Annotated in this window: 16 protein-coding genes and 1 tRNA gene; 7 read left to right on the forward strand and 10 right to left on the reverse strand. The window is 40.2% G+C overall.

Annotation, left to right across the window (positions count from 1 at the left end; all coding sequences use genetic code 11):
* From QZ620_RS05630 to QZ620_RS05660, 7 genes are all read left to right on the forward strand, one after another.
* Window positions 1-2,148, forward strand: a 2,148-nt coding sequence (locus tag QZ620_RS05630; RefSeq protein WP_295179878.1) for a polyribonucleotide nucleotidyltransferase, incomplete at its 5' end; no start/stop codon positions are given.
* A gap of 303 nt (window positions 2,149-2,451) precedes the next feature.
* On the forward strand, window positions 2,452-3,315 hold the full coding sequence (locus QZ620_RS05635; RefSeq protein WP_011708302.1) for a sigma-70 family RNA polymerase sigma factor: 864 nt from the start codon (window positions 2,452-2,454) through the stop codon (window positions 3,313-3,315).
* A 203-nt stretch (window positions 3,316-3,518) separates the two neighbouring features.
* A complete protein-coding gene (locus QZ620_RS05640; protein WP_295179885.1) occupies window positions 3,519-4,373 on the forward strand; it encodes an NAD(P)H-binding protein in 855 nt (284 codons plus the stop codon).
* Window positions 4,373-5,800: an NAD(P)/FAD-dependent oxidoreductase gene (locus QZ620_RS05645; protein ID WP_295179887.1), complete on the forward strand. Its 1,428-nt coding sequence runs from the start codon at window positions 4,373-4,375 to the stop codon at window positions 5,798-5,800. Before QZ620_RS05640 ends, QZ620_RS05645 begins: the two co-directional genes overlap by 1 nt.
* Before the next feature lie 70 nt (window positions 5,801-5,870).
* Window positions 5,871-6,272 carry a BLUF domain-containing protein gene (locus QZ620_RS05650; RefSeq protein WP_295179889.1) on the forward strand — a complete coding sequence of 134 codons (402 nt, stop codon included), beginning with the start codon at window positions 5,871-5,873 and terminating at the stop codon, window positions 6,270-6,272.
* A 55-nt stretch (window positions 6,273-6,327) separates the two neighbouring features.
* A complete protein-coding gene (gene rpe, locus QZ620_RS05655; RefSeq protein ID WP_295179891.1) occupies window positions 6,328-6,990 on the forward strand; it encodes a ribulose-phosphate 3-epimerase in 663 nt (220 codons plus the stop codon).
* Window positions 6,977-7,951, forward strand: a complete 975-nt coding sequence (locus QZ620_RS05660) for a YpdA family putative bacillithiol disulfide reductase (RefSeq protein ID WP_295179893.1) — start codon at window positions 6,977-6,979, stop codon at window positions 7,949-7,951. The genes rpe and QZ620_RS05660 overlap by 14 nt, the downstream gene beginning before the upstream one ends.
* A gap of 54 nt (window positions 7,952-8,005) precedes the next feature.
* Here QZ620_RS05660 and QZ620_RS05665 read toward each other — a convergent pair whose 3' ends face one another.
* The 10 genes from QZ620_RS05665 to QZ620_RS05710 all read right to left on the reverse strand — a co-directional run bounded on the left by QZ620_RS05665 (window position 8,006) and on the right by QZ620_RS05710 (window position 21,280).
* Window positions 8,006-8,371, reverse strand: coding sequence for a hypothetical protein (locus QZ620_RS05665; protein WP_295179895.1), 366 nt, complete (start codon window positions 8,369-8,371; stop codon window positions 8,006-8,008).
* 599 nt (window positions 8,372-8,970) lie between these two features.
* Window positions 8,971-9,044, reverse strand: a tRNA-Arg gene (locus tag QZ620_RS05670).
* A gap of 9 nt (window positions 9,045-9,053) precedes the next feature.
* Window positions 9,054-9,506 carry a GatB/YqeY domain-containing protein gene (locus tag QZ620_RS05675; protein WP_295179897.1) on the reverse strand — a complete coding sequence of 151 codons (453 nt, stop codon included), beginning with the start codon at window positions 9,504-9,506 and terminating at the stop codon, window positions 9,054-9,056.
* 233 nt (window positions 9,507-9,739) lie between these two features.
* A complete protein-coding gene (locus QZ620_RS05680; RefSeq protein ID WP_295179898.1) occupies window positions 9,740-11,740 on the reverse strand; it encodes a DUF4886 domain-containing protein in 2,001 nt (666 codons plus the stop codon).
* A 52-nt stretch (window positions 11,741-11,792) separates the two neighbouring features.
* Window positions 11,793-14,060 (reverse strand): beta-glucosidase BglX, encoded by a 2,268-nt coding sequence (gene bglX / locus QZ620_RS05685; RefSeq protein ID WP_295179900.1) that lies wholly within the window; start codon window positions 14,058-14,060, stop codon window positions 11,793-11,795.
* A 29-nt stretch (window positions 14,061-14,089) separates the two neighbouring features.
* Window positions 14,090-15,895, reverse strand: a complete 1,806-nt coding sequence (locus QZ620_RS05690) for a family 43 glycosylhydrolase (RefSeq protein ID WP_295179902.1) — start codon at window positions 15,893-15,895, stop codon at window positions 14,090-14,092.
* A 22-nt stretch (window positions 15,896-15,917) separates the two neighbouring features.
* The gene (locus tag QZ620_RS05695; RefSeq protein ID WP_295179904.1) at window positions 15,918-16,706 is read right to left on the reverse strand and encodes a prolyl oligopeptidase family serine peptidase; all 789 of its coding nucleotides are present in this window, start codon (window positions 16,704-16,706) and stop codon (window positions 15,918-15,920) included.
* Window positions 16,703-18,055 carry a glucoamylase family protein gene (locus QZ620_RS05700; protein WP_295179906.1) on the reverse strand — a complete coding sequence of 451 codons (1,353 nt, stop codon included), beginning with the start codon at window positions 18,053-18,055 and terminating at the stop codon, window positions 16,703-16,705. The genes QZ620_RS05695 and QZ620_RS05700 overlap by 4 nt, the downstream gene beginning before the upstream one ends.
* A gap of 49 nt (window positions 18,056-18,104) precedes the next feature.
* The gene (locus QZ620_RS05705; RefSeq protein ID WP_295179908.1) at window positions 18,105-19,460 is read right to left on the reverse strand and encodes a glucoamylase family protein; all 1,356 of its coding nucleotides are present in this window, start codon (window positions 19,458-19,460) and stop codon (window positions 18,105-18,107) included.
* 107 nt (window positions 19,461-19,567) lie between these two features.
* A complete protein-coding gene (locus tag QZ620_RS05710; RefSeq protein WP_295179910.1) occupies window positions 19,568-21,280 on the reverse strand; it encodes a LamG-like jellyroll fold domain-containing protein in 1,713 nt (570 codons plus the stop codon).
* Between the last annotated feature and the right edge of the window lie 5 nt (window positions 21,281-21,285).

A 21,285-nucleotide genomic window follows, 5' to 3' on the forward strand; every position in this document is an offset into this window, starting at 1 on the left:
ATGTTACTATGTACTGTAGTATCTTCTTACAAGCCTACTACCATGGACTTCTTTCCACTAACACTGGATTACCGTGAAAAATTTGCAGCTGCAGGTCTTTTCCCTGGAGGTTACTTCAAGAGAGAAGCGAGACCAAGCAATGAAGAGATTTTGGTAATGCGTTTAGTAGACCGTGTATTGCGTCCACTATTCCCAAAAGACTACAAATTTGAAACTCAGGTAATGATCCAGCTAATGTCTCATGACGATGATGTTATGCCAGACGCACTAGCAGGATTGGCAGCTTCTGCAGCTATCCAATTATCTGATATTCCTTTTGAAACTCCAATTTCTGAAGCTCGAGTAGCAAGAATTAATGGAGAGTTCGTTCTTAATCCAAGCAGAGAGAAACTTGCTGAAGCAGACATGGATATCATGGTTGGAGCTTCTGCAGATTCTGTAATGATGGTAGAAGGACAGTTTGACGAATGCTCTGAAGAAGAGATGGCTGAAGCGATTAAATTCGCACATGAAGCTATCAAAATTCAGTGTGAGGCTCAGGTAAAACTTGCTGAGGCATTTGGAAAGAAAGAACCAAGAGAATACGAAGTAGCTGCAACAGATGCAGATATTGAGAAGAAAATTCTTGATGCTACCTACCAGAAATCATATGATATCGCTAAAAGCGGTACCAGCAAAAAAGAGAGAAGTGAAGCTTTTTCTGAATTAAAAGAAGAAGTGAAAGCGATGTTCTCTGAAGAAGAGTTAGAAGAAAAAGGTAAAATGATCTCCGGTTACTTCAACGATGCTCAGAAGAAGGCAGTTCGTGACGTAACTCTTAAAGAAGGAACCAGATTAGACGGTAGAAAAACCGACGAGATCAGACCAATATGGTGTGAGGTAGATTACCTTCCATCTACACACGGTTCAGCAATATTTACTCGTGGAGAAACTCAGGCACTGGCAACAGTTACTTTAGGTACTTCAAGAGAAGCTAACCAGGTAGATCTTCCAACGCAACAGGGAGAAGAAACTTTCTATTTACATTATAACTTCCCTCCTTTCTCAACTGGAGAAGCATACCCAATTAGAGGTACTTCGAGACGTGAGGTTGGTCACGGGAACCTTGCTCAAAGAGCATTAAAAGGAATGATCCCAGCAGATTGTCCTTATACCGTACGTGTTGTATCTGAAGTTTTGGAATCTAACGGTTCTTCTTCTATGGCTACAGTTTGTGCCGGTACAATGGCATTGATGGATGCGGGTGTTCAATTGAAGAAACCAGTTTCAGGTATCGCCATGGGATTAATTTCTGAAGGTGACGACTACGCAGTACTTTCTGATATTCTTGGAGATGAAGATCACCTTGGTGATATGGACTTTAAAGTTACAGGTACTGTAGACGGTATTACGGCTTGCCAGATGGATATCAAGGTGAAAGGACTTTCTTATGAAATCCTGGTAGCTGCATTGAAACAGGCCAGAGACGGTAGACTTCATATTCTTGAGAAACTTTCTGAGACTATTCCAACCGCAAATACTGAAGTTAAAGCTCATTCTCCTAAGATCATCACCAGAAGAATTCCTAACGAATACATTGGTGCATTGATTGGACCTGGTGGAAAAGTGATACAGGAACTTCAAAAAGAAACTGGAACTACGATCGTTATTAATGAAGATCCGGTTACAGAAGAAGGTGTTGTTGAAATCCTAGGAACTCAGCAGGAAGGAATTGATAAAGTTATTGCAAAGATCGAATCTATTACTTTCAAACCTGAAAAGGGTAGCGTATACGAAGTGAAAGTGATCAAAATCCTTGATTTTGGAGCTGTTGTGGAATATATGGATGCGCCAGGAAATGAAGTATTACTTCATATCTCTGAGCTTGCATGGGAACGCACCAATGACGTGAACGATGTTCTTAAAATGGGTGATGTGATTGATGTGAAATACTTTGGCCTTGATCCTAAAACCAGAAAAGACAAAGTTTCTCGTAAGGCATTGCTTGAAAAACCTGAAGGTTACGTAGCAAGACCACCAAGAGATGACAAACGTGATAATCGTGGATCCAGAGATAGAGATAATCGTGGTTCTCGTGATAACCGAGGCCGTGATAATCGCAGAGACGATCGTCGTGACGATAGAAAACCAAGAGAAGACAAAGAATAATTTTTCTCTTCTTAATAAAAAAAGCCCGGAAAATCCGGGCTTTTTTGATTCTAGCCTGTAAGGTTTTCAACTTCCTGCAGACCTACCCAAAGGTTTTTCTAAAATTATTTTATGTAAGAATTTGCGTTAGGGATTGTAGCGAATAGCCCACAGCGACTGCAAGGAGCGAGGACTAGCAGCGTAAAGCCCGGCACGAAGTGCAACGCCCGGAAAAATATTTTAAAACTTTTTGTAACATTTTTTGGAATTCTTACGTATAACTACACAGAGACCCTATGCACAATTAAAATCCAAGAGAGATAGATGAGACAACTGAAGATTACGAAGCAGGTTACCAATCGTGAAACCGCTTCGTTAGACAAGTATTTGCAAGAAATTGGAAAAGTGGACCTGATCACGGCTGATGAAGAAGTGGAACTGGCACAAAGAATTAAAGCGGGAGATGACCGCGCGCTGGAGAAATTAACCAAAGCGAACCTTCGTTTTGTTGTTTCTGTAGCCAAACAATATCAAAACCAGGGATTGACCCTTCCTGACCTTATTAACGAAGGGAATCTAGGACTTATAAAAGCTGCGAAACGTTTCGATGAAACTCGTGGTTTTAAATTTATATCTTACGCCGTATGGTGGATTCGTCAATCTATCCTGCAGGCATTAGCTGAGCAATCTCGTATTGTTCGTCTTCCATTGAATAAAATTGGATCTATAAACAAGATCAATAAAACTTTTGCTTTCCTTGAACAGTCACATGAGCGTCCGCCAAGTGCTGAAGAGATTGCTAAAGAGCTGGATATGACAATTAATGACGTAAAGGAATCAATGAAGAATTCTGGTCGTCACGTATCCATGGATGCTCCGCTTGTAGAGGGTGAGGATTCGAACCTGTATGATGTACTACGCTCAGGTGAATCTCCAAATCCAGACAAGGAACTTCTACATGAGTCTCTTAGAACTGAGATCGAGCGTGCATTGGAAACTCTTACTCCGCGTGAAGCTGATGTGATCAGACTTTATTTTGGACTTGGTGATCAACATCCCATGACTCTGGAAGAAATTGGCGAGACTTTTGATCTTACTAGAGAAAGAGTACGCCAGATCAAGGAAAAAGCTATTAGAAGATTAAAGCATACTTCCAGAAGTAAGATTTTAAAAACTTATCTTGGTTAAAATATTTAAGATGACAACAGTTTAGTGACGGGAGTGATGACCCGTTATGAGAATAACTGTTCGTTTTTTGATTGATGAATGACCCCGGAGTGATGACCGGGGTTTTTTCTTTTCTATACCAGAATAAATTTTTGTTAATCTAATTCCGGTTTACTCTAATCCATGATTTTGTTCTTAAATTCTATTCAAAAAGAATTCTAATCATGAAAAAGGTATTAATCGCAGGAGCTTCGGGAGTATTAGGCATGGAACTTTGCAAGTTATTGAGTCAAAACGCCGGTATAGCGCTCAGACTGCAAACCAGTTCCAGTGAAGGAGCTGAAAAGTTAAAAGAGTACAGTACCGACATCTTTATTGCTGGAAACGAGGATGACTTTACCGGTATCGCTGAGGATATAGATATTGTGATTTCTGCACTTGGGAATAGTGTGAGTCTATTTACTAAAAACGACTCATCATTCTATCAAACAGATCTGTATACCAACAAAAAAATTCTTGAAGATGCAGAAAAGAATCAGGTTGATAGATTTATATATGTTTCGATTCTGGGTGCTGAGGAAAATGAGAAAATGAGCCTTCCCGGCTCTAATAGACTTTTTGAGAAATCTTTAGAAACCTCAGATCTTGATTATACGATCATTCGGCCAGTGGGATTATTTAGCGGCCTGCACGATTTGGGGATTATGGCGAAAAGAAAACTGGTTCCGGTAATTGGCGACGGCAAAGCAAAAACCAATTCCATGCACCAGGCTGATCTTGCGCTATTCATTACTGAAGTACTGGAAGTTGGGGACAAATTAATTGAAGTAGGTGGTCCTGAAATTCATACCCGGTTGGAAATGGCTGAAATGATTGCTGAAAGATTTGATGCTAAGACACTAAAAGTTCCCGAAAGTATTGCTGAAGCAGGTGTACTATTATCTTCATTTTCTGAAGACATTAAACACAAACTTGAAAATTTTAAATATATCACCACTCATGATATGATTGGAAAGTCCTACGGAACAGAGACTTTTAAACAGTATTTAGAGAATATTGATGAAAACGAGCTACCCTGATGAACGAAGAATATGATGTCATTATAGTTGGAAGTGGTCCAAACGGGCTGGCTGCAGCCACCTATCTTCAGAAGCAAGGTTACAGAACGGCAATATTTGAACAGGCAGAGAAACCTGGCGGAGCAGCCAGAACAGAGGAAATTACCTTACCCGGTTTTAAGCACGATCTTGGATCTGCTGTGCATCCGCTTGCCTTTGCATCTCCTTATTTTAAAACTTTACCTCTGGAAGATTACGGACTCAAATGGATACATCCCGAGATTCCGTTTGCACATCCTTTCGAAGATGGTACTGCTTTTGGCTGTTATAAGGATATTCGTAAAACTGCCGCGCAGTTAGGAGAGGATGAACAGAACTATCTTGATCTACTTTTAAACTTTGTTGAGAAATGGCCAGAACTGGAAGAAGATTTACTTGCTCCATTGCGACTACCACAGAATCTGGAAATGATGTTCAGATTTGGTCTGAAGGCGTTACCATCAGCTAAATTTACCGTAGATCATTACTTTAAAGAGGAAAAGAGTAAGATCTTCTTTTATGGTGCCGCTGCTCATTCCACGTTACCACTTTCAAAATTAGTATCCTCGTCTTTCGGATTGGTATTGAATATTCTGGCCCATAGGCATGGATGGCCGTTTCCTGAAGGTGGGGCGGTTAAGATCGTAGATTCTCTCCTTTCTTATTATAAAGATCAGGGTGGTAAAATATACCTGAACCAAACAGTATCTGATCTTGAAGAATTGCCTTCGAGCAAAACTTTCATTCTGGACCTCACTCCAAAACAAATCCTGAAAATCAAGAATACTGATCTCAGCAAGACTTACAGAAGCAGATTAGAAAAATATAAGTATGGAGCCGGTATCTTCAAGATGGATTGGGCTCTCGACAAACCTATCCCCTTCACGAACGAAATTTGCAAAAAAGCCGGAACCGTGCATTTTGGATATAGTAAAGAATCACTTGAAGATTCAGAAGCAGCGGCACATGAAAATAGATTATCCAGCGAACCTTACGTCTTGCTGGCACAACCTTCAGTATTTGACTCTAGCAGGGCTCCCGCAGGAAAACATTCGGCCTGGGCATATTGCCATGTTCCAAATGGAAACACCGAGGATGTTTCTAAACAAATTGAGAACCAGATCGAAAGAGCAGCTCCAGGCTTTAAAGAAAGTATAATTGCGAAATGCACTATGAGGACAAATGAACTGCAAGCTTTAAATCCTAATTTAATTGGAGGTGATATTAATGGAGGCAAACAGGATATTAGTCAGTTATTTACCAGACCAATTGCGAGTATCAACCCATATGCTACTTCAAATCCAAAGATTTTTATAGGCTCCTCTTCCACACCTCCTGGAGGTGGAGTTCATGGAATGGGAGGATATTACGCAGCGAAGTCGGCTGAAAAATTCCTTCGGAAAAAATAAAAAGCTTAGAGGTTTGGTGAGATTAGTAAAACACTTATATTATTAAATAGATTAAATCATCACTTTCATCATGCGATATGCCATAAGTTACGTTAGCACAGCTAAAAGAAGTCTTTCAGAAACAGAAATTAGACAAATTCTAAATGATTCTGAAAACAATAATAATAAGCAAAATATTACCGGACTACTGCTCTATTCAGAAGGAAACTTTTTCCAGATCATTGAGGGAGATCAAAAACAGATTGTTCAGCTTTACGAAACTATCAAGGATGACTCCCGCCATTTTAATGTTATCAAATTATTCGGAAAAGAGATTAACAAAGAATCCTTTGATGGATACAAAAGTGATTTTATTTCAGAAGACGCTCGCTATAGCAGTGCCCGACTTCAAAATTATGAGCATTACCTGGAGGTTCTGGATAAACCAACGAAAAATGCCGTTGCTAAAATTCTAAAAGCATTTATCGTCTAATGCTCTAAAAGCCTGTAATTCTTCTTATTTTTGCAGCTCACACAACAAATTATTAATGAGCACAACACTTATTGCCCCTTCAGTTCTGGCTTCAGATTTCGGGAATCTACAGAGAGATGTAGAAATGATCAATCAAAGTGAAGCAGACTGGTTTCATATTGATATAATGGACGGTGTTTTTGTACCAAATATCTCATTTGGTATGCCGGTTTTGAAAGCTATTTCTCAACACGCGACTAAAACTATCGATGTTCACCTTATGATCGTGGACCCAGATAGGTATATTAAGGAATTTGCCGCATTAGGTGCTAATATACTTACAGTTCATTACGAAGCATGCACCCATCTGCATCGTACTCTGCAAGCTATAAAAGCTGAAGGTATGAAAGCTGGGGTGGCAATCAACCCGCATACAAGCGTAGATCTATTAAAAGATGTGATCAAGGATATTGATCTGGTTTGTATAATGAGCGTAAATCCGGGATTTGGTGGACAGAGTTTTATTGAGAATACTTTTAAGAAAGTACAGAAATTGAAGGAGATCATCATGACAAACAACGCTCCAACACTTATAGAAATTGATGGTGGTGTTACCGATAAAAATGCTGCGGAATTAAGTAAGGCCGGAGCAGATGTATTGGTGGCAGGTAGTTTTGTGTTTAAGTCTGATGATCAGCCTGGAACCATTAAAAATCTAAGATCTATTGCAAACTCCTAACAAGAATTACGAACTGGTTATTATTGGTGGTGGTCCTATTGGTATCGCCTGTGCGCTAGAAGCAGAAAAAAAAGGTATTTCTTATGTGATCCTTGAAAAAGGCTGCCTGGTGAATTCGCTATACCACTACCCTACGAATATGACATTCTTTTCCACTTCTGAAAAACTGGAACTGGATAACATTCCATTCATTAGTAACAATCCTAAGCCGGGAAAGCGAGAAGCTCTGGAATACTACCGAAGAATCACTGTTGCTAATAAGATCAATATTCACCTTTTCGAGAAAGTTACGGCAGTGGAGTCTAATGAAGGTTCAGGTCATATTGTAAAAACTACGAAGTCTGAATATCATACTTCAAAAGTAATCATCGCAACAGGTTTCTATGATATTCCAAATTACCTCGGGGTTCCCGGTGAAGACCTGCCAAAGGTTTCACATTATTACAATGACCCTCATTACTACGCAACTCAGAAAACAATTGTTGTAGGGGCAAGTAACTCTGCAGTGGATGCTGCACTCGAAATCTACCGGAAAGGTGGTGATGTGACTATGATCGTTCGGAAACCAGAAATTGGAGAAAGAGTGAAGTACTGGGTACGACCAGATATTGTAAATAGGATTGAGGAAGGAAGCATTAAAGCATATTTTAATGCTGGCATTAAAGAGATTAGAACTAAAGAGGTAATAATTGATACTGATGAAGGTGAAGTTTCGATTCCAAATGACTTTGCTTTATTACTCACCGGTTACAGGCCGAACTTTGGATTTCTGCAAAATATTGGAATCAATCTTTCTGACGATGGCAGAAAAATACCAGAGTATGATCCAGAAACCATGGAAACAAACATTTCTGGAATCTATCTTGCTGGAGTAATTTGTGGGGGTACTGAAACTCATAAATGGTTTATTGAAAACTCAAGAGTTCATGCAAAGATGATCATGAATGATATAGGTAAATAAAAAAAAGTCGATTCAAATGAATCGACTTTTTTTTATTTATAACGGTCTAGAACCTTAGTCCATTAAGACCACAGAATTGGAACCAAGACCTTTTTTTCTTCCAATTAGCTTACCGTAAAACTCAAGGTCCTCTTGATTATGTTTGAAAGAATGATCAATCTTTTTACCTATTTCTTTTATCGGAAATGAATAAACTTCAATCTCGGGATAATTATTAAAATCATCCTCGTTTTTATTTATTCCAACTTCAACGGCTTTCGTTTGTTTATTATACACTGCGTATTCAGCCTGGAAATTGTGTCTTAAAAGATCCATACAATCCTGAGAAAGTTCGTTACATTCCTCACAATCACTCATGTAAATCTTTACCAGTTCTTTCATTGTCAATCTCAACTGGTTGGTATTAAAATATGCTGCCATAATACTTGCTTTTTTATCTCATGGCTAAAGTATCGGATACCTAAGGCTTCGAAAACTATTTATAGAATGTTTAACGCCACTGTCTAAATAAATCAAAATTTTCTGGAGAGTATTCAGGTAACTTAATAATATTTTAAGCCTGTGTTGGAATCTATTAATTTATGACACAAGAAGGACAAAGGATCTTTGGAGCTGAGGAATATGATTAACGTAATTAGGCAGATGATTCAGATTGATAATTCACAATATTGTATATTTTCGTATGCATGAATAGATAGTACGCAGCTATCTAAAGCATCGCTATTCAATTACGGTTATCCATAATTTGAATGTTGAAACTTTTATACATTGCAGTGAATTTGATTTGAAGGATTTATAATTTTTCATTCATCATAAAATGCCAGATCATATGGATTTGTAAACCGAGTAGGGTCGGTTTGCAATATCCGATCTGGCTTTTATATGTATACTCATCAGTTTTACTTCTAAAAAATTTGAGCAGATGTAAGCTTCTATAGCTATATACAATTAAAGTACTTTGCTAAAAAAGTAATGGAAATAAAAAATCCGTAAAACAAATGCTCTACGGATTCTTCTTGTGACCCCGGCAGGATTCAAACCTGCAACCCTCAGAGCCGAAATCTGATGCGCTATTCAGTTGCGCCACGGGGCCATTAATATTTTATTTATTCAGTCTTTTTCTAACGATTGCTGAGATAGTCTTTCCATCTGCTCTACCAGCTAATTTCGCCGTAGAAGCACCCATTACTTTTCCCATATCCTGCATTCCGCTTGCACCAGTTTCTGCGATCACCTGATCTACCTCTTTTTCAATATCAGCTTCGCTCAATTGTTCCGGAAGAAATTCATCGATAACAGCTGCCTGAGCCAATTCAGGTTCTGCAAGATCTTCTCTACCCTGCTCCTTATATATTTCAGCACTATCCTTTCGCTGCTTCACAAGTTTCTGCAATAACTTCATTTCTTCGTCTTCAGAAAGTCCATCTTTAGAAGAAGATTCAGTATTTGCTAAAAGAATTCCGCTTTTGATTGCGCGTAACGCTTCTAATTTCATACTATCTTTAGCTCTCATGGCCGCTTTCATTTCGACCATTACTTTTTCCTGTAAACTCATGACTGAAAAATTATGCAGCGAAGATAAAATTTTCTACAAGAAAACACTATAGAATCATAGAAGGAAAATGAAGTAATACTATTAAAACAATTCCGTATAAATCATCAGCATATCCACTCGGCTAGAAATCAACAGATTTCAATAAAAAAGCCCCGGGACCAAAAACCTAAACCCGGGGCCAACAAACTAAAACTTACGATTTAAATTGGGTGGAAATCAACTTTCTTTCTTTCTTATTCTTCCGGAGCTATTCTCATAGCATTTATGTAGAAGAAACCATTGCCGTTGTCGTTGTTAGCTCCTGAAGTAACTTCAATCATGATCTCTCCACTTGCATCTGCCTGAATTCCCTGAACGCAGGCAACCTCATCAGTATTACTCGCGGCATTTAATGCTGCTGAACCGGTATTACTTCCTATCACCGTGTAAAGCGTTTCCCGATTATCGCTGGCCGTTCTCGAACCGAAGAAACAGAATTCATAAGTGCTATCGTCCTGAAACCCGCTTAGCTTAAGCACACCTTTTTCTATTAATAATCCTGCCCATTCACCTTTCGAGTTCCCGTAGAAAGAATTTCCAGAAACTTCTGCTGGCATATTTAAATCTGTTGTTGTGACAGTCTCTCCTGCAGTATTTTGTCCGTTAAACCTGCTTGTAACTTTCAGCTCAATTCCAGTAAACTCATTGTCTTCATACTTTAGATTTGGTATGGTAGCATCCTCAAGAAAACTGGTTAAACCATTCCATCCTGCAGAATTTGAAGCTGTTGCAAAATCAATCAATACATTCTTAGTTATAACACCAGATCCTCCTGCAGTTTGATAGTCGGTAAGCTCGGTGATCATCATTGGATTCTGAACAGCTTCGTGAGCAGCATGCTGAGCGATTTCAGCATCCAGTGGTACAAAGCCTTCTGGAACATAGCTATTACCCACTACACTTTGACCAAAAAGGATCTCGAACCATGTACTTGCGGCAGTATATTTTCCTATTTCATTTAAATGATAACCATCTCTATTGAAATTATCACCAATGTAACTAGTTCTTGCATTCTGAATGGCAGTCCCGGCAGGAACAACGTTATTCGCGTCGATAAGTTCACCAGCCTGATCATAAGCATCAACGATAGCTTCATACATTTGAATCTGGTCATTATCATAGTTTACAAATCCGGAATGAGTAGAGTTTTCAGAATATGCCCAGGTTTGGTGAAGCAAATATTTAGTATCAGCGTTGTCCACATTTTGAACTACATATTCGTATAATTCAGTTAATGGCGTTACAAAGGTTTCATATTGTCCAGATTTTTGGCTCACCTGCTGAAAACTGATATAATCCCAGTTCTCGTCATTCAATGCCGTAGAGATCGCCACATCTGCCGTGGTATTTTTTGCACCCTGCGCATTGACCTTTCTATAGCTGTAATTTGCATTATTTTCAGTGGCATTTTGCGCATGAAGATCTAGTTCAGCACCACCAATGTAAAGATTTCCAATCACGATATCTTCGCCTGCTGCATCAGCAAGTCCATATAAATAAGATTCTAAGGCATCTTCAGAAAAACTATTTCCAATAGCGAGAATTTTCAGAACTCCATCATTTTCGTCTTCTACAGTGACGGTTGTAGTACCCACAACTCCCCCATCATCAGAAGAAATGGTTAGCTCTGTAGTACCTACCTGTAATCCCTGAATCTCGATAGCGTAGGTTTCCGGGTCGGTTTCAATAGAGACGATACCTTCTGGATTTGCAGACCAGGTGTAATTTCTGGTTGGTCTATCTACGAGATTGAAATCCGGAACAATGCTAACCGTAGATTGAGTATAAGCGGTAATGGTAGCCGGCAATCTAACTTCAGACTCCTGTATCAAATTCGTCTCGATCGTAGTACTGGCTTCCTCAGTTCCGTCTAAAGAATTGATAGTTGCTGTTGCACTCCCTTCCCCAATGGCTCTTACCGTTGCTGCAAAATTATTTGCCACAGATACGATTTCAATCACGGTCGAATCTGAAACCGACCATTCGTACTCTTTAGAAGTATTTTTAAAATTTCTAATTAGCGGAGTCAGCGTTAGTTCATTTCCAACCACCATATGCGCATAGTCGAGTTCTAATGCGATCGCTTGTTGTGGTTCTTGAATGTCATCGTCTTCGCAAGCTGTGAATGCCAGAAGCATGGCCGCGAAAATGAGGAAGACATAGCTAAATCTGGATGTTTGTCTTGAAACTCTCATAAAAATTGGTTTAGATGGTGGTTAATAATTCTTTGATTTAATTAATATGATATCAAATTTTTAAATTGAAGCTACCTGCTGCTTCTATAGCGGAAGAACCTCCAATGAAAAATTCAAATTCTCCCGGTTCTGCAACAAATTCCAGTTGAGAATTATAAAATTTAAGATCTTCTTCTGTGATCTCAAAAGTGACCGTTTTCGACTCGCCTTTTTTCAGACTTATTTTCTGAAAACCTTTTAGTTCCTTTACCGGCGGAGTGACACTCCGCACCTTGTCATGAATATAAAGCTGCACAACTTCTTCTCCATCGTAATTTCCGGCATTGGTCACTTTCGCTTTCAGGCTAATCGTTCCATCTTTTGAAAGCTCCTTTTGATCAGCTTTTACATCAGAATACTCAAAAGTTGTATAGCTCAAACCGTAACCAAATGGGATCAAAGCTGAATTTTTCGCATCCAGGTAATTGGTTTTGAATTTGGCAAAATCTTCGGAAGGTGCCGGTCTTCCTGTAGTTTTTACTGAATAATAGACTGGAATCTGCCCAACATTTCTTGGCCAAGAAGCAGTAATTTTTCCGGAAGGATTGTAATCTCCAAAAACAACATCGGCAATAGCATTTCCGGCTTCCACTCCAGGATGCCATACCTGTAAAATACTCACTGGTAGGTCCATTTCTTCAGAAATATCCAGAGGTCTTCCACTCATTAGAACGAGTACAACCGGTTTACCAGTAGCCGCCAAATCACGGATAAGTTTCTTCTGACTTTCGGGAATCTTAATATCGGTTCTGCTCGCCGCTTCTCCACTCATTTCTGTCGCTTCTCCAACGGCAGCGATAATAATATCCGATTTTTCAGCTACTGCCAGTGCTTCTTCCAGCATACTTTCCGCAGATTTTTCAGAAATCATGATAAGCGGCCCAAAGACATTTACCTTTTTGGCAAAACTTGTATCGTTAGAAATATTCGCTCCTTTCGCATAAGAAATGGTTGCTTCCGGCGCTACATTTTTAAAACCTTCCAGAATCGAAACCGAAAGGGATGGATCACCGGTTGGCGCCCAGGTGCCCAGCATATTATTCTTATTATCAGCCAAAGGACCAACCAACGCGATTTTAGCCGATTTTGATATTGGCAATGCATCCTGATGTTTCTTCAGAAGTACAAAAGAACCGCGCGCAGCTTTTCTGGCAAGGTCCCGGTGTTCCTGAGTAAGAATATCAGTTTCCGGTCTTTTGCTGTCCAGGTATTTATAAGGATCTTCAAAAAGCCCTAATTTATGCTTTGCTTCCAAAATTCTTCTGGCAGCAGTCGTAATCTCTTCTTCTGAAACTTTTCCTTCTTTTACAGATTTTCCAAGAGTCGTCAGGAAACCTTCCCCAACCATGTCCATATCAAGGCCTGCCTTTAAAGATAAAGCGGCAACTGCCTGCAGGTCTCCCAGACCATGAGCGATCATTTCATTTACAGAAGTGTAATCTGAAACTACAAAACCGTCAAATCCCCAGCGATCACGCAATAATTCGGTAAGCAACCACTTGTTTCCGGAAGCCGGAATACCATCTACGTCATTGAAAGAACTCATAACACTGGCCGCACCTGCATCTAATGCCGCTTTGTAAGGTGGCAGGTATTCGTTGAACATTCTTAACCTGCTCATATCGGTAGTATTATAATCTCTTCCGCCTTCCGCAGCGCCGTAAAGCGCGAAATGCTTCACGGTAGAGATCATTGTATTTGGCAAAGCAAGATCCTCTCCCTGGTAACCTTCTACCATCGCTTTTGCAATCTGACTACCTAAATAGGGATCTTCTCCGGCTCCTTCAGCAATTCTACCCCAACGCGGATCGCGAGCGATATCAACCATGGGAGAGAAATTCCAGTTGATTCCATCTGCAGTAGCTTCAGTGGCAGCAACCTGAGCAGTTTGCTTGATCAGGTCCATATCCCAGCTGGAAGCAGTTCCCAACGGAATCGGAAATGTTGTTTTATATCCATGAATCACATCAGAACCAATTAGTAACGGAATTCCCAGGCGGGTATCGTTTACCGCATATTCCTGAGCGATCCTGATCTTATCTGGCCCTGAAACACCAAATAGTCCTCCAACCTTTCCTTCTTTGATCTTATCTTCTACATTCTTGCTCACTACCGCGCCGGTGGCAACTCCACCTCCGGGAGTCACAAGATTCAGTTGCCCGATCTTCTCTTCCAGCGTCATTTTGGATAGAATTTCTTCTACCTCCGGAATGCGTTCCTGCGCCTGTATCGATATTCCAAACAGGGTAAAACATAGCAGGGATAAATAGACTTTCTTCATTACTTCTCTTTTCTAAATTTAATTTTCGGTTATTCTACAGTTATAATTTGGGTCTTTTCTGAAATTCCATTTTCATTAAAAGCTTCGATACTAAAATAATAGGCAGTATCACGGTCAAGATTTCGCATAAAATGGTTTGTGTCTTCATAAACTAGCCAGGAATGGTAAAGTTTATCTGGAGCAATACCCCAGCGAATATTATAACCCTGAGCGCCTTTCACTTTATCCCAGCTCAAAGAGGCATCTCTGCGATCTTGTTCTCTTGTAACTTTGAAATTCTTCACTTTTCCTGGAGCTGAGCCATAGCCTTTCCCGAAAACTCTAATTTCTGAAAGAGCCAGGTTATTCCCGGGCACAGAGATATTATTGTATCGAACAAATTTTGCTTTCTTCGGATTCTCTAGTCTCAGGTAAGCATTTGGCGCGTCTTTATGACTGTCGCTGCGATCTATAAGCATCTCCCAATTTTTTCCATCTTCGGAAGTTTCAATGGTAAACTGATGTTTTAAGCCTTCAATTCTGGTATAAATTCCAGATTCGTGATCATGAAAATTCAGCTGAAGCGCATAAATATCGCCTGGAGATTTCAGTTCAATTTGCACCCATTGTTTGTCGTCATTCGCTTCTGCTACCCAATAAGATTTCGGACTTTCATCGGTCAATAAAGGTGTAGTAATTTGATCATTCTCATCTCGAATAACCTCAATCTCTTCAATATCGTATTGTCCGTCTTCCGACGTACTTTTGCGCACCTGTAGCTGTGAAGACGAAACCGTAGTTTTTCCACGATACGAAAGCAACATCCAGCCCGTATGTTCACCCGGTTTTGTTGGATGATCTGGAGCAAAAAGTGGGTAATCCCCGTAACTGGTATTAGAATACATCAGCCCTTCCTTATCAAAATAGGTTGGAAACATAGCCAGTCTGCGTTCCCAGTGAGAATTGGAAGCCAACGCCATGGTTGAAAAATGCCAGTATTGACCATTGGTTTGCTTTACCGTAATTCCGTGGCCTGCTCCGTTGGTAAATCCTCCCGGCTTAAAGCTAAAAGGATTATTTTTCATGTATTTAAAAGGACCTAGAGGAGTATCGCCCACATAAGCGGCATCTGCATATACGTTGAATTGCGTTCCGGGCGCAGCATATTGCAGGTAATATTTACCATCGTGCTTGGTCATGGAAGCTCCTTCCATATAACCTTCTTTCAAGGTTGGATGGAAATTATTTTCCCCGAAACGTTCCCATCCGTGTTCTTCTTCAACAAGATTAATGAGCTCCTTCTGAACACCGGTTTCCAGGAACCTATCATCCTTGTCCAGCATTTTCACTTTGAGCGGATGCACATTGGAAGACCCCCAGTACAAATAAGTTTTTCCATCGTCATCAATAAACAATTCCGAATCCTGAATATTATTTGAGATCGAAGCGACCGGTTGCCACTCCCCTTTTTTAGGATCATCGGTATAAATAATACTTCCGTATCCAGCTGGATCACCGGCAAAATAAACCAGCGAATCTTTATAATTGAAGGCTGTAGGAGCATTGGAACCTTCAAAATACCACTGTTTTGGCTTAATAAATTCCCAGTTTACCAGGTCTTTAGAATGCCAGTATCCAAAAGAACGGGTGACGAACATAAAATAATCCCCACGATATTCGATCACCGCCGGATCTGCGCCAGATCTATAGGAAAGATTCTTACTGGAATTATAAACCATGTAAGTATAATCGATATCCAACGGGTTGCAATAAGTTTTTGGCAGGTTGTCTTGTGCCATCAGAAACCCTGAAAGCAGTACTAATATCGTGGTAGATAATTTTCTGAAACCTGTCATTAGATCTTAGCTTGAAATGCTTTTATTTTGAACTGTTTTTACTGAATGAAAAAAGCCATGGTAGTAGATAAGGTTCTGAAAATGCAGAATCCCAGCTATTGTGATTATCATTTGGATACAAAGAAAGCTTCGCGTTTCCACCATAATGATTGATCTCGCGTGCCATTGACTTTGAATATTTTGGAAGCACGATATCATCTTTTTCGCCATGGAATAGCCAGATATTAAAATTATCGGGATACTCCTGTGCGATCTCTGTATTGGCACCTCCACAAATGGCGAATGCCGCTGCGAACAATTCTGGTTTTTTGAAAATGATTTCAAAAGTTCCCATTCCACCCATACTCAATCCACCCACGTATAAGCGATGATCATCCACGAATGATTTTTGCTTCATTTCTTCCATTAATTCCATGACGAGTTTCAAGGACGGGGTGCTTTCAGCTTTATTTTTAAAATCGAATTCAAAAGGTTTGACGTCGCGATTTACTTCCACTCTCGCCCAGTAATCATCTTTTGGAGCCTGAGGAAAAATGACAATTGCCGGAAATTGCTCCCTAACCGAATCTTTTAGAAACAAATCACCACCATGTACCAGTTGAGATTCGTTGTTATTCCCGCGTTCACCAGCACCGTGAAGAACCAGAAGTAGTGGATATTGCTTTTTCTTGTCAAAATTCTTCGGAAAAAGAATACGATAGTTTAAAGTGTCGGCTCCTGAAATGAAATGCTCCTTTTTATATTCTGATCTATCCTGAGCAAAACTTACTAAGCTGAAGAAACATGCTAAAAGTGTCAGTTTGAGTTTCATATATTTTGATTGCTAAATTGAAAATCGAGTTTTTTTAATCCATTCTGAACTTCCGGAGCCTGCATAAAGAGATCCCAAATAAGTCCGGAACGATAATTTTCGATCATGACCACCATCGGTCCCTGATCTATGGCTAAATATTTTTTGGTCACCCAGGGTTCATCTTCGAGACTGAAAGCATCATAAAAACCGGCTGGCCCCCAAAGCACATCATTTTGCTCCTCGAAAAAGTATCGCATAGCTGCCAAAGACTTTTCCGGAGTATAAGGAATGGAACTTATCGCTGCGGTTGGAGAAACCACCTTACGGTCGTTATCTGGTGAATGGGCGGTATAACCTGTAGAATTATCCTTATTTCTGGTATAGCTGGCAGTTAAACCCCAGGAGTTTTCGCTATAAGTATCAACGCTATCGGCATATTCCAGGGTATATTCGTAATTAATCAACGTATGATTTCGATTTAAATCCCAGTAGTTCGCGTACCGATCACTCAATCCTTTTGGATTAAGGCCCAAATAAGAATAATGTGCCCAGAATAGCGGCCCTCCCAGGTCGCCTCGGGTGTTATGCTTCAGAATAAGAGGAAATCCGTAAGCTTCCGCATCTGTTTTAATATTTCCGCTTCTCGCCCATCCTTTATGATAAGCCTCAGCATCTATAGCGTATTCAGGACTTGAAGCCGCGAGAACATAGGTGATTAGGCATTCATTATAACCTTCGATCAAAAAATCCATTTCCCATTCATACTCAGGAGACCAGTGCCAGTAAATACCATCTTTATTGTTGGTGTACCAGTTCCATTCTATGCCTTTCCAGAGTTTATCGAATTTAGCAGCCACTGCTTTTTCCTCTGTAGTTCCATTTTTGTAATACTCACGTACCACTATAAAGCCCTGCGCAAGAAATGAGGTTTCTACGATGTCGCCTCCATTATCCTTTTCTCCGAAAGCCTGTACATCACCTGTTTCTCCATTGAGCCAGTGTGACCAGGCGCCGTGGAATCTTGGAGCGGCATCAAGAAAATCTGCAATTTTGTTTAGTCTCGCCAAAGCCGAATCCTTCGGAATAAAACCTCTTTCAACTCCTGCCACTATCGCCATGAGCCCAAAACCACTTCCGCCGGTAGTAACCACATGCTTATCGTTTTTAGGATAATTGCCGTCCGGATGATACCGTTCACGAGCCATCCCACTATTTGGTTCCGCAAAATCCCAGAAATACTTCAGGGTTTGCTTTTGAACCGTGTCTAATAATTCAGCTTCAGATAGCTTTTGGGTTTCAGCTCTATTTTCAGCAATTAATTTATCTTCTTGTTTCCCTTCCTCTTTACAGGAAACAAAAAGGACCATTGAAAAAATTAGTAAGGGTAGATATTTCAATTTCATTCCATTCAAAAATTTAATAGCTGAAATTCAGTTTATCCAAACCATTCTGAATTTCAGTATTCTGCATAAAAAGTTGCCATGGCAGGCCAGTTCGATAATTTTCGATCATGGCAATAATCGGTCCCTGATCGATCGCCAGGTAACCATCGGCATACCAGTCATATTCTTCAGAAAAAGCATCATAAAAGCCCATATTTCCCCAAAGATCATCTCCTAATTCTTCGTAGAAGTAACGTAATGCTGCCATTGACTTTTCCGGAGTATAAGGAAAAGAGGATAATGCCGCAGTGGGAGTAATCACTCCCAAATCATTCGTAGGGCTATGAGCGGCATATCCATCTTTAGAATCTGAGGCTGTAAGGCCCCACGAATTCTGTCCGTAGCCTTCAAAATCCTTGGGATTCGTAACGGCGTACTCATAATTTATCAATGTATGTGCTGTGTTCTGTTCCCAGTAATTAGCGTATTGATCTTCCAGGTTTCTTGGATCCAGACCAATGAAGGAATAATGACTGAAAAATAGAGGTCCGCCATATGATGGACCTAGCGGCAGATTGATATTATAATGCTCACGGTTATTGACCATATTTCCATTCAATGCCCAGCCATTTGTGTAAACTACAGGTTCTATAGAATGCGTGGGAGAAGAAGCCGCCAGCACATAAACAATCAGCGATTCATTCCATCCATTGATCTGTAGATCTTTTTGAAAGGCAAAATTTGGTGACCAGTGCCAGTAAAGTGTATTTTCTTCTTGAGTATACCAATCCCATTCAACTGCTTCCCATAGACTCGTAATTCTAGAATCGATCTCATCGTTCTCAAAATATTCACGACAAATAAGCAAACCCTGTATTAAAAATGCTGTTTCTACTAGATCACCTCCATCATCAAATTCACCAAATGTTCTAGTTTGAGCGGTGTTTCCCATATACCAGTGAGAAAATGCACCATGATAAGTTGGAACCGATTCCAGAAAATCAAGAATCTTTATCACGCGATCCTGAGCTTCAGTTTTACTAATCCAGCCACGTTCAACTGCTGCAGGAAAAGAGGCTAATCCAAATCCTGTACCACCAGTAGTTACGATATTAGGAGCATCTCCACCATAAGCATTATCCTGAGAACGCTCTCTTGCCATGCCGCTATTTGATTCCGCGAAATCCCAGAAGTAGGTGAACGTTGTTTCCTGTACCATATCCAGCAATTCTTCATCTGTAAGCGAAGAAACTTCGGCCACATCATCATCTGTTGGATCTGGATTTGGGTTATAAGGTTCCTGATACCCTGGCCCAGAATCGTCTGAACATGCTGTAAAAAGCAGGATATTCAGAAGAAGAAAAACCGACGGAATTTTGATTTTGAGCATAATAAAGCTTTGATCTGGTTCAAAATTTTGAAATTTTAAATCAGGAATTAATGATTATGTGGATTTAAGAAAAGCTTCGGAGTGATACTCCGAAGCCTGTAAACAAATTATTCCTGAGCCATCATAGATTCGATCTCATCTTCAGTAAGAACTTTATTGAAGAATGTTAGCTCATCCATATAGCTGGTATCGGCAAGGTGACCCCAGCCGGTAAATCTTGGAGCTCCAGACATGATAGAAAGAAGATCTGCTCCTGTCCAATCTATTGGTGATGCAAGAGTACCTGTATTTACAGCTTCGCCGTTAAGATAGATAACACTTTCAGTTTCTGAAATGGTGAAAGCTACATGCACCCACTCTCCAGCGGTTACGTCTACTACTCCACCATCGTTCCAGCTTTCGCCATCGCCGGTCCCAACGTTGAGTTTTATACGTTGTTCTTCAGCATTCCCTTCTCTAAATAACCTAAAACCTTTGGTACGATTATTCTGAGCATCAGGATTTTCTGAGTCTGCAGCAGCCATCGTTAAAATTCCAGCGCGATCGTTCGTTGCGTCTGCCTTGTACCAGAATGTGGCACTAAATTGTGAAGACGTAAGCCCTTCCGTAGAAGCAGTTAAATAAGAATCTGCGGCACCAGCATAGGCATTCGATCCAACAGCAGCTTCACCAGCATAACCTGGATTTTCAACCGCAGTAATTTCACGATTGCTTGCCGCATCCTGATAATTTCCATCAAAAGAAAGACTCAAAGTTTCCGCAGAAGCATTGATTAGATTAGAAATTTCATCCTGGCTAAGCGCCTTGTCAAAAATTCTTAATTCATCAAGTGCACTGCTGTCATACTTATGATCCCAGTAACTGAAGGTTTCGCCACCAGCACCAATGGTAAGTTGCTCAACTCCTGTCCAGTCGATAGGCGCAGCAAGGTTCCCGGTATTCATAGCGACACCGTTAAGATAAATGGTAGATTGTGATTCTGTCACCGTAAAGGCTACATGTACCCATTCTCCGGCATTCACATCTATGACTCCACCGTCGTTCCAGCTTTCACCGGCTCCGGTTCCTATATTCAGTTTAATTCTTTGCTCATCAGCACTTCCTTCTCTGAATAATCTGAATCCCTGAGTACGATTTTCGTCTGCTCCGGCTACCAATATCCCTGCTCGAGAAGGATCTCCACTTACTTTATAGTAAAAGGCCGCTGTAAATTCAGTTCCCACAGAACCATTAAAAGGAAATTCTAACCACGAGTCTGGTGATCCTGTAAAAGCATTCGATCCTCCGAAAGATTCTCCCGCAAAACTAAGATCTCCGGTTACATCAGAACTTTGAAGCGTAATAAGGTCTACATAATCACCATCGAACGGCATATATAAATGCTCATTTTCGAATTTTGGTGTATAAGGTGGTTCCTTACTAAAGTTCACTGTCTTGGATGTTACATTCCCTTCAAGATCTGTTGCTCTAACCGTTACAGTATGTTCTCCGTTGGTTACATTATCAAAAACAACTTCACGATTTACAATTCGGTAATCCATGAATTCACTCATGGTAGTGATCACATTATCGTTCACCAGTACCTCAATCATAGCAACTTCAATATCGTCTTCTACTCCAAATTTGATCACGATACTGGATACTTCGTCTATAACCTTGATTACATTTCCATCTGCCGGAGACATGATAGTCACTTGCGGAGCTCCCTGATCTGGACCTGGATCTACTTCTGTAATAGGATCTATTCCTTCGTATTCACAAGAAGCGAACACAAATAAAGCGGATAGAAGTCCCAGAAAATATATGTTGAATTTTTTCATTTTCA

It is taken from the genome of uncultured Christiangramia sp. (assembly GCF_913046405.1).
Classification (GTDB): domain Bacteria; phylum Bacteroidota; class Bacteroidia; order Flavobacteriales; family Flavobacteriaceae; genus Christiangramia; species Christiangramia marina.

Bases quoted from the DNA above. Each gene is read 5' to 3' on its own strand.
- QZ620_RS05635 (WP_011708302.1), top strand. From the start codon at position 2,452: ATGAGACAACTGAAGATTACGAAGCAGGTTACCAATCGTGAAACCGCT.
- QZ620_RS05640 (WP_295179885.1), top strand. From the start codon at position 3,519: ATGAAAAAGGTATTAATCGCAGGAGCTTCGGGAGTATTAGGCATGGAA.
- QZ620_RS05645 (WP_295179887.1), top strand. From the start codon at position 4,373: ATGAACGAAGAATATGATGTCATTATAGTTGGAAGTGGTCCAAACGGG.
- QZ620_RS05650 (WP_295179889.1), top strand. From the start codon at position 5,871: ATGCGATATGCCATAAGTTACGTTAGCACAGCTAAAAGAAGTCTTTCA.
- rpe (WP_295179891.1), top strand. From the start codon at position 6,328: ATGAGCACAACACTTATTGCCCCTTCAGTTCTGGCTTCAGATTTCGGG.
- QZ620_RS05665 (WP_295179895.1), bottom strand. From the start codon at position 8,371: ATGGCAGCATATTTTAATACCAACCAGTTGAGATTGACAATGAAAGAA.
- QZ620_RS05675 (WP_295179897.1), bottom strand. From the start codon at position 9,506: ATGAGTTTACAGGAAAAAGTAATGGTCGAAATGAAAGCGGCCATGAGA.
- QZ620_RS05680 (WP_295179898.1), bottom strand. From the start codon at position 11,740: ATGAGAGTTTCAAGACAAACATCCAGATTTAGCTATGTCTTCCTCATT.
- bglX (WP_295179900.1), bottom strand. From the start codon at position 14,060: ATGAAGAAAGTCTATTTATCCCTGCTATGTTTTACCCTGTTTGGAATA.
- QZ620_RS05690 (WP_295179902.1), bottom strand. From the start codon at position 15,895: ATGACAGGTTTCAGAAAATTATCTACCACGATATTAGTACTGCTTTCA.
- QZ620_RS05695 (WP_295179904.1), bottom strand. From the start codon at position 16,706: ATGAAACTCAAACTGACACTTTTAGCATGTTTCTTCAGCTTAGTAAGT.
- QZ620_RS05700 (WP_295179906.1), bottom strand. From the start codon at position 18,055: ATGGTCCTTTTTGTTTCCTGTAAAGAGGAAGGGAAACAAGAAGATAAA.
- QZ620_RS05705 (WP_295179908.1), bottom strand. From the start codon at position 19,460: ATGCTCAAAATCAAAATTCCGTCGGTTTTTCTTCTTCTGAATATCCTG.
- QZ620_RS05710 (WP_295179910.1), bottom strand. From the start codon at position 21,280: ATGAAAAAATTCAACATATATTTTCTGGGACTTCTATCCGCTTTATTT.